Below are 8,085 nucleotides of genomic sequence, written 5' to 3' on the forward strand. Positions count from 1 at the left end.
CGATCCCGAGTGCGCCTTCGAGCGTTCGCTGGTGTTGCGGGTGGCGTGCAGGGCGCTCTGCCCGGTGCTGAGCGTCAGCCGGGCCATGAGACAGCAGGCCTAGCGGCCAGGGGCGTGGAGTAACCTCCGGCGGTCCGCCGGTGTGCGCGGGCGCGGCCAGCCCTGACGGATGCCGCGCGGTCGCGAGCGCCTGGAATTGTCCGGCTGCCGTCGGGCGCTGCGGAAGCCTGCCTGCCGTGAGCGTGTGGGATTTCCCGGCGACCGCCGGGTGTGCGCAGCCCTGAACGCCGCTTTCGCACCAAACGAAGAACCCCTTCCGGCATGACCGGAAGGGGTTCGCAAGCGTTCTGGCGGCCGGAGCGAAGCTGACGGGCAGCTCCGCCCGGGGCGCGTCCCGTTTGTTCCGCTAGACCTCGAAGAGCATCTCCAGGTCGTTTCTGGTCAGGCTCTTCCAGGCGTCCTGCCCGGGTATGATGGCTTCGGCCACGCCCCTCTTCATGTCCTGGAGCTTCAGTATCTTCTCCTCCACGGTGTTGGAGCAGATGAGCTTGTAGGCGAAGACCTGGCGCTTCTGGCCGATGCGGTGCGTGCGGTCCGTGGCCTGGTTTTCCACGGCGGGGTTCCACCACGGGTCGTAGTGGATCACGTAGTCCGCGCTGGTCAGGTTGAGGCCCGTGCCGCCCGCCTTGAGCGAGATCAGGAAGATGGGGATTTCCGGGGTGTTGTTGAAGCGGTCCACCTGCTCGAAGCGGTCCTTGCTGGAGCCGTCCAGGTAGGCGAAGGGCGTCTGGTTGATCTGCAGCCAGCTGCGGATGATGTGCAGCATCTGCACGAACTGCGAGAACACCAGCACCTTGTGGCCTTCCTCCACGATGTCCGTGACCAGGTCCTTGAAGGTGTCGAACTTGCCCGAGGGCAGGTTGGTGTTCACGCCGGGCATGTCGAGCTTCAGAAGCCTGGGGTGGCAGCAGATCTGGCGGAGCTTGAGCAGCGCGTCCAGGATGGACATCTGCGACTTGGCCATGCCCTTCTCGTCCACGTCCTTGAGCACCTGGTCGCGCAGCTTCTTGGCCAGCTGGGAGTAGAGCTCGGCCTGCTCGTCGATGAGCGCGCAGTACTGGACGTTCTCCACCTTGGGCGGCAGGTCCTTGGCCACCTCGGACTTGGTGCGGCGCAGGATGAAGGGCTTCACGCGGCCGCGCAGGTAGTCGAGCGTCTCCTCGTCGCCGTCCTTGATGGGCTTGACGATGCCGCGCTGGAAGGAGTTCTGGCTGCCCAGGAAACCGGGCATGAGGAACTCGAACAGGCTCCAGAGCTCGAAGAGGTTGTTCTCGATGGGCGTGCCCGAGAGGCAAAGGCGCATCTTGCCCCTGAGCCTGCGCACGGAGCGCGCCGTGATGGTGTTGGGGTTCTTTATGTTCTGGGCCTCGTCCAGGATGATGGTGCTGAACTCGAAGTTGAGCAGCTCGTCCAGGTCGCGGCGCAGGAGCGCGTAGGTGGTGATCACCAGGTTCGATTCGGCGATCTTCTTGAAAAGCCCTTCGCGCTTGGCCCCGTAGACGATCAGCCGGGTGAGCCGGGGCACGAACTTCTCGGCCTCGCGGTCCCAGTTGGGCAGCACCGAGGTGGGCACCACGATCAGGTTGGGCGCGCGCGAGCCCTTGTCCACCATGTGCTGGATGAAGGAGAGCGTCTGCACGGTCTTGCCCAGGCCCATCTCGTCGGCCAGGATGCCGCCGAAGCCGTACTCGCGCAGGAAGTTCAGGTAGCTGAGGCCCTGCAACTGATAGGGGCGCAGGCTGGCGTTCAGGTGCGCGGGCTGCTTGAGGGGCACGATCTCCTTGAAGCTGTGGATCTTCTCGCGCAGGCTGTTCCAGAAGGAGTCGGTGTGGGCCTCGGGCAGGTCCTCGAGGATCTTGTCCAGCACCGGGGCTTCGAACTGCTTGAAGCGCTTCTGGGGCGGCTTGTCCGCGTCGTAGCCCAGGGCGCGCAGCTTGTGGCCGATGCGCTTGAGCCAGCTCTCGGGCAGGCTCGTGTAGGAGCCGTCCTTGAGCTGCACGTAGCGCTTGCCTTGCGTCCAGGCCTTCCAGATCTTCTCGATCGGCACCTTCTGGTCGTCGTACTGGACCTGCAGGTCGAGGTTGAACCACTTCTCCTCTTCCTTGGACTCCACCTCGGCCACGATGACCGGCGTCGACAGGCGCACCTTGTAGCGGGTCAGGTTCTTCTCGCCGTAGACCCGGTACTTCTCCACGAGCTTGGGATAGGCGTCGAGGAGGAAGACGATGGCCTCCTCGGTCTCCAGGAACCAGTTGGCGTTGTTTCTGGCCTGGAAGCGCATGTCCGTGAGCATGTTGATGAGCGTGAGCTCGTGGTTGCAGTCCCGGGCGATGAGGTAGGACTTGCCCTCGTAGAGGTAGGAGGCGGTCATGAGGTCGGGGTTGGGCCCCGGCACCGTGATCTCGCCGTGCTCGGTCTGGTAGACGTTCTGGATCTGCAGGGTCAGCAGGCTGCCTTCCTCGTCCAGGAAGATCTTCGGGTCGTAGGTGGCCGGCACGAAGAACGGCTGCATTTTGACCAGGAACTCCTCCTGGCCGTACAGGTCCGTCATGGGCAGGTGGGTCCAGACGCGGTCGAGAAACTCCGACACGTCGGAGGTGGGAATGAAAGGCGTGTTCTGCACCATGTCCGAGACGAGCTGGGGCGGCAGCCCCGTCTGCACCGGGTAGAAGGCGTTCTTCCAGCAGACCCAGATGGGCATCTGGCCGTAGAAGTAGACTTCCTGGCCGAGGATGGAGAAGGGAGCCTTGCTGGGGCTGCCGAGCAGGATGTCGAAGGAGAGCCCTTCCTCGGAAAGCTTGGGCGCGAGCTGCAGGCGCATGGTCTTGGACTCGATGCGCACGGGCTGCTCGGTGTCGCGCCAGTAGAGGTAGTATTCCTTGCCGATGGCCCAGAAGAACCAGGCCAGAAATCCCGGCGGCAGCTCCACCCGGTGCCCGGCGTAGTCCAGGTGATGGTAGAGCATCTCGGCCACCACCGGCAGGGTGGGGGAGAGCTCGGACCAGTCCGGATTCTTGATGATCTGTTCCAGGGTGATTTCGGTGTGGACCTGGGAGATGCCGGACTTGTTCTGGCGGGCGCGGAAAAAGGCCACCTGGAGCCGCCCCGGTTCGGGGTGGAAGCGGAAGATCAGGTAGTGGCGGCCGGGTTCGGGCTCGGGCTCGGAGGAGAAATAGGCCCGGAAGGTCTGCCGCCATTCGCCGCGCGGCAGGGACGGGGCCTCGTGGCCGTCGCCCTCGGCCTCTTCCAGAGAGTGGATGCACTTGAGCGCCGTGGCCCCGATGTGGCGGCACACACCGGAAAAGGAATCCGGGCAGTTGCAGAAGAAGTTGATGGTCTCTTCCTTGAGGTTGACGGACAGTTCCGAGGAATACACCTGGAAGTCGTCGCCCTGCACCTGCCCTTCCACGTCCCAGAAGTGGTCGTGCTTGTTGACGGACAGTTTTTGGATGCCGCCGGCCGCCACGATGGCGTGGGCGCCGTCCAGAATGTATTCGGGAATCGTCTCCCTGACGAATTCCGAAAGCACCGATTTAATTTTCGTTTCGTCGTTTCCAGAGGCCATGGGCCAAGGGCTCCTTGCGTAGCGTGGTACTGATCGAGGCAAGCCGCGTCGACCCAGGCCAGGGAAGTCACAGGCTATCCGGCCCGCATAGCGGATTCCAGAGAAATTGGGAATGGAAATGTTGCCTGGCCGCCCTGCCTCCCTGGCCGGCCGGGGCCGGGGAAAAAGGGCTTTTAATTTGCGCGCGCCCCGTATATCCCTAAGGGGACGGAACCTTGCGCATCCGCTCCAATATGTCGAATCGGGCGCATGATGCAAGCGAAAAGGAGTCCTATGCCGGCGGTTCGTACGGTTTTCCCCCTTGTTCTGGTCTTTCTTCTGGCGCTTTGGGGTTGCGAAGGCCCTTCGGATAAGGCGCAGGACTCCAAAACCGGGACAAAGGCCCCCGTGGACCAGGCCCAGCCCGCTCCCGTCGGCGATCCCGTGCCGGGCGGGCGCATCGTCATGGCCGTCATCGGCGAGCCCTCGAACCTCATTCCCCCCTTGTCCTCGGACTCCGCCTCCCACGATGTGGCCGGCCTCCTCTACGTCTCGCCCCTGCGCTACGACAAGGACATCCAGCTCGAATGCTTCGCCGCCGAGCGCTACGAAGTGCTGGAAGACGGCAAGCTCCTCAAGTTCTGGCTGAAGCCTGGCATCCGCTGGACCGACGGCGTGGAACTCACGGCCGAGGACGTGGAATTCACCTACAAGCTCATGATCGATCCCAAAACGCCCACGGCCTACGCCGAGGACTACAAGGCCGTGGCGAGCTTCACCGTCACGGGCAGATACTCCTTCGAGGTCCGCTACGCCGAGCCCTTCGCCCGGTCGCTGGTCACCTGGGCCGGCTCCATCCTGCCCAAGCACCTGCTGGCCGGACAGGACCTCATGAACACCAAGTACGCCCGCGAACCCGTGGGCGCGGGCCCCTACAAGCTGACCAGCTGGGAGCCCGGCCGCAAGCTCGTCCTCGACGTCAACGCCGACTACTTCGAGGGCCGGCCCTACATCGACCAGGTCGTCTACCGCATCATCCCGGACCCGGCCACCATGTTCCTGGAACTCAAGGCCGGGGGCATCGACATGATGGATCTCACTCCCCAGCAGTTCCTCTACCAGACAGGCGGCCCCTCCTGGGAGGCCGACTGGCGCAAGTTCAAGTACCTCTCCTTCGCCTATACCTATATGGGCTACAACCTCAAAAGCCCGTTTTTTTCCGACGTGCGCGTGCGACGGGCCTTCGCCCACGCCGTGAACAAGGAGGACGTGGTCAAGGGGGCGCTCCTTGGCCTGGGGCTTCCCACCATCGGTCCCTACAAGCCCGGCACCTGGATGTACGACGAGGACGTCAAGGACTACGCCTACGATCCGGCCCTGGCCAAAAAGCTCCTGGCCGAGGCCGGCTGGCAGGACCGCAACGGCGACGGCGTGCTCGAGGACGCAAGCGGCCGGCCCTTCGCCTTCACCATCCTCACCAACCAGGGCAACGACCAGCGCATCAAGACGGCCACCATCATCCAGAGCCAGCTGGCCGCCGTGGGCGTCAAGGTCGAGATACGCACCGTGGAATGGGCGTCGTTCATCAAGGAATTCGTGGACAAGGGCAATTTCGACGCGCTGATCCTCGGCTGGACCGTCACCCAGGACCCGGACGCCTTCGACGTGTGGCACAGCAGCCGCGCCGTGCCGGGCGGGCTCAACTTCGTGGGATTCAAGAACGCCGACGCCGATGCCCTGCTGGACAAGGGCCGCCACACCGTGGACCAGGCCGAGCGCAAGAAGATCTACGACGCCTTCCAGGAGATACTGCACAGCGAACAGCCCTACCTGTTCCTGTACGCGCCCTATTCCCTGCCCATCCTGTCCTCGCGCTTCCAGGACGTGGCCGTGGCCCCGGCCGGCATCACCTACAACTTCACCAAGTGGTGGGTGCCCCGGGACAGGCAGAAGTTTCGCCTGGAACCGTAGGAGCACGGGCGAACGCCCGCAACACTGCCCGCGAAACGACCAACCCCCCGGTGAACGAGGCCGGGTCGGCCATATGATCCGCATCAACGAAATCCTGGACAAGACCGCCGTCTACCTGACCGAACAGGAACAGGCGCTCATCACCAAGGCCTACGTGTTTTCGGCCGCGGCCCATGCCGGACAGGTGCGCCTGTCCGGCGAGCCCTACCTGTCCCACCCCCTGGAGGCGGCCGGCATCCTGGCCGACATGCGCCTGGACGCGGCCAGCATCGCCTCGGGCCTGCTCCACGACACCGTGGAGGACACCAAGGCCACGGTGGACGAGCTGGAAGAGCTCTTCGGCGAGGAAGTGGCCGACATCGTCGACGGCGTCACCAAGATCAGCCTCATCCCCTTCGAGTCCAAGGAAGAGGCGCAAGCCGAGAACATCCGCAAGATGATCCTGGCCATGGCCAACGACATCCGCGTCGTCCTGGTCAAGCTGGCCGACCGCCTGCACAACATGCGCACCCTGGAGTTCCAAAAGCCCCACAAGCAGGCCCTGATCGCCCAGGAGACCATGGACATCTACGCGCCCCTGGCCAACCGCCTGGGCCTGCACCGCATCAAGACCGAGCTCGAGGACCTGAGCTTCAAATATTTGAAACCCGACGTCTACAGCCAGATCAAGGCCGGCGTGGACCGCCACCACACCTTGGACGAGGCCTACATCGACCGGGTCATCGGCCAGATCAGGGAGATGCTCGGCGAAAACAGCATCCGCGCCCGCATCTTCGGCCGCCGCAAGCACCTGTGGAGCGTGTTCAACAAGATGCGCGTCCAGGGGCTGACCATCGACCAGGTCCACGACCTGGTGGCCTTCCGCGTCATCGTCGAGACCATCCGCGAATGCTACTCCGCGCTGGGGCTCGTGCACTCCATCTGGAAACCCGTGCCGGGGCGCTTCAAGGACTACATCTCGATGCCCAAGGCCAACATGTACCAGAGCCTGCACACCACCGTCGTCGGCCCGGACGGGGAGCGCATCGAGATCCAGATCCGCACCGTGGAGATGAACAGGCTGGCCGAGGAGGGCGTGGCCGCCCACTGGAAGTACAAGGAGCGCGAAAAAGGCAAGTTCAACCCCAAGGACGTGGAGCGCTTCTCGTGGCTGCGCCAGATCATGGACTGGCAGCGCGAACTCAAGGACTCCCGCGAGTTCGTGGCCAACCTGCGCTTCGACCTCTTCCAGGACGAGGTCTACGTCTTCACGCCCAAGGGCGAGGTCAAGGAGCTGCCCGAGGGAGCCACGGCCGTGGACCTGGCCTTCCTCATCCATACCGCCATCGGCGAGCACTGCGCCGGGGCCAAGGTCAACGGTAGGATCATTCCCCTCGAAACGCCGCTCAAAAACGGCGACACCGTCGAGATCATCACCGACAAGAACCGCCGCCCCAACCGGGACTGGCTCAAGTTCGTCAAGACCGCCAAGGCCCGTACCCGCATCAAGCACTTCATCCGCACCGAGGAACGCGCCCGCTCCATCATCCTCGGCCGCGAAATGCTCGAAAAACAGGGCCGCAAGGACGGCGTCAACATCCAGAAGGCCATCAAGGACGGGGCCATGCTGGGCGTCGCCCGGGAACTTTCCCTGCCCGGCGTCGAGGACGTGCTCTCGGCCGTTGGCTATTCCCGCATCACGCCCAAAAAGATCATCGGCCGGCTGCTGCCCAAAAAGGAAGGCGAGGAGGGCGACATCCACCTCAAGGTGGAACCGCCCGTCACGCCGGCCGAAGGCCTCGCCGCCCCGGCCAAGGGCAAGCCCGGCGAGGGCGTGCGCATCCAGGGCGTGGACAACGTGCTCGTGCGCCTGGCCCAATGCTGCAACCCCGTGCCCGGCGATCCCATCGTCGGCTACATCTCGCGCGGCCGCGGCGTGGTCGTGCATACCCACGACTGCCCCAACATCCCCAACCTCGAATCCGAACGCCTCATCCAGGTTAACTGGGAAGGCGAAAAGGAACAGCCCTACCCGGCAGGCCTGTCCATCCTGGCCAAGAACCAGAAAGGCGTGCTCGGCAAAATCTCCCAGGTGCTCGCCGAGGAAGGCGTCAACATCGACTCAGGGGCCATCCACTCCAATATCGACGGCACGAGCCAGCTCATCTTCCGCGTCGAAGTGCGCGATTCCAGCCACCTCTACCGCACCATCGAACGCATCAGCCGCCTCGAATCCGTCATCGCCGTCAAACGCCGCGCCGTCACCGACGAACTCGGCACCGGCCCCGACGCCGCCGACGAACCGGTCGGCTAGGGTCGGTGGGAATCGGGGCTTTGCCCCGAACCCCACTGGGGCGTTGCCCCAGACCCCAGCAGGGCTCAGCCCTGCACCCGCCAGGGCGTTGCCCTGGACCCACCGGGGGGCATGATGCCCCCCGGACCCCCTCGGCGGCGTAGGCGGGCGGGGTTGGCTGCGGTCACCGGTGCGGTTGCCGTTGGCGGACCGAAGATGGGGGCGGAATTTGGCCTGC

The 8,085-nt window shown here is 64.4% G+C and carries 3 protein-coding genes; 2 read left to right on the forward strand and 1 reads right to left on the reverse strand.

Annotated features, from left to right (window positions below; all coding sequences use genetic code 11):
- Positions 1-406: 406 nt before the first annotated feature.
- A complete protein-coding gene (locus tag Q1K70_RS06335) occupies positions 407-3,625 on the reverse strand; it encodes a DEAD/DEAH box helicase (RefSeq protein ID WP_300157009.1) in 3,219 nt (1,072 codons plus the stop codon).
- Between the two features lie 273 nt (positions 3,626-3,898).
- On the opposite strand from Q1K70_RS06335, the gene Q1K70_RS06340 reads away from it, so the two are divergent.
- Both Q1K70_RS06340 and Q1K70_RS06345 read left to right on the forward strand, forming a co-directional pair.
- Complete coding sequence (locus Q1K70_RS06340) at positions 3,899-5,575, forward strand: peptide-binding protein (protein ID WP_300157011.1); 1,677 nt, start codon at positions 3,899-3,901, stop codon at positions 5,573-5,575.
- A 73-nt stretch (positions 5,576-5,648) separates the two neighbouring features.
- A complete protein-coding gene (locus tag Q1K70_RS06345) occupies positions 5,649-7,868 on the forward strand; it encodes a bifunctional (p)ppGpp synthetase/guanosine-3',5'-bis(diphosphate) 3'-pyrophosphohydrolase (protein WP_300157013.1) in 2,220 nt (739 codons plus the stop codon).
- The last annotated feature ends 217 nt before the right edge of the window (positions 7,869-8,085 follow it).

Source organism: Solidesulfovibrio sp. (assembly GCF_029978005.1).
GTDB lineage: Bacteria > Desulfobacterota > Desulfovibrionia > Desulfovibrionales > Desulfovibrionaceae > Solidesulfovibrio.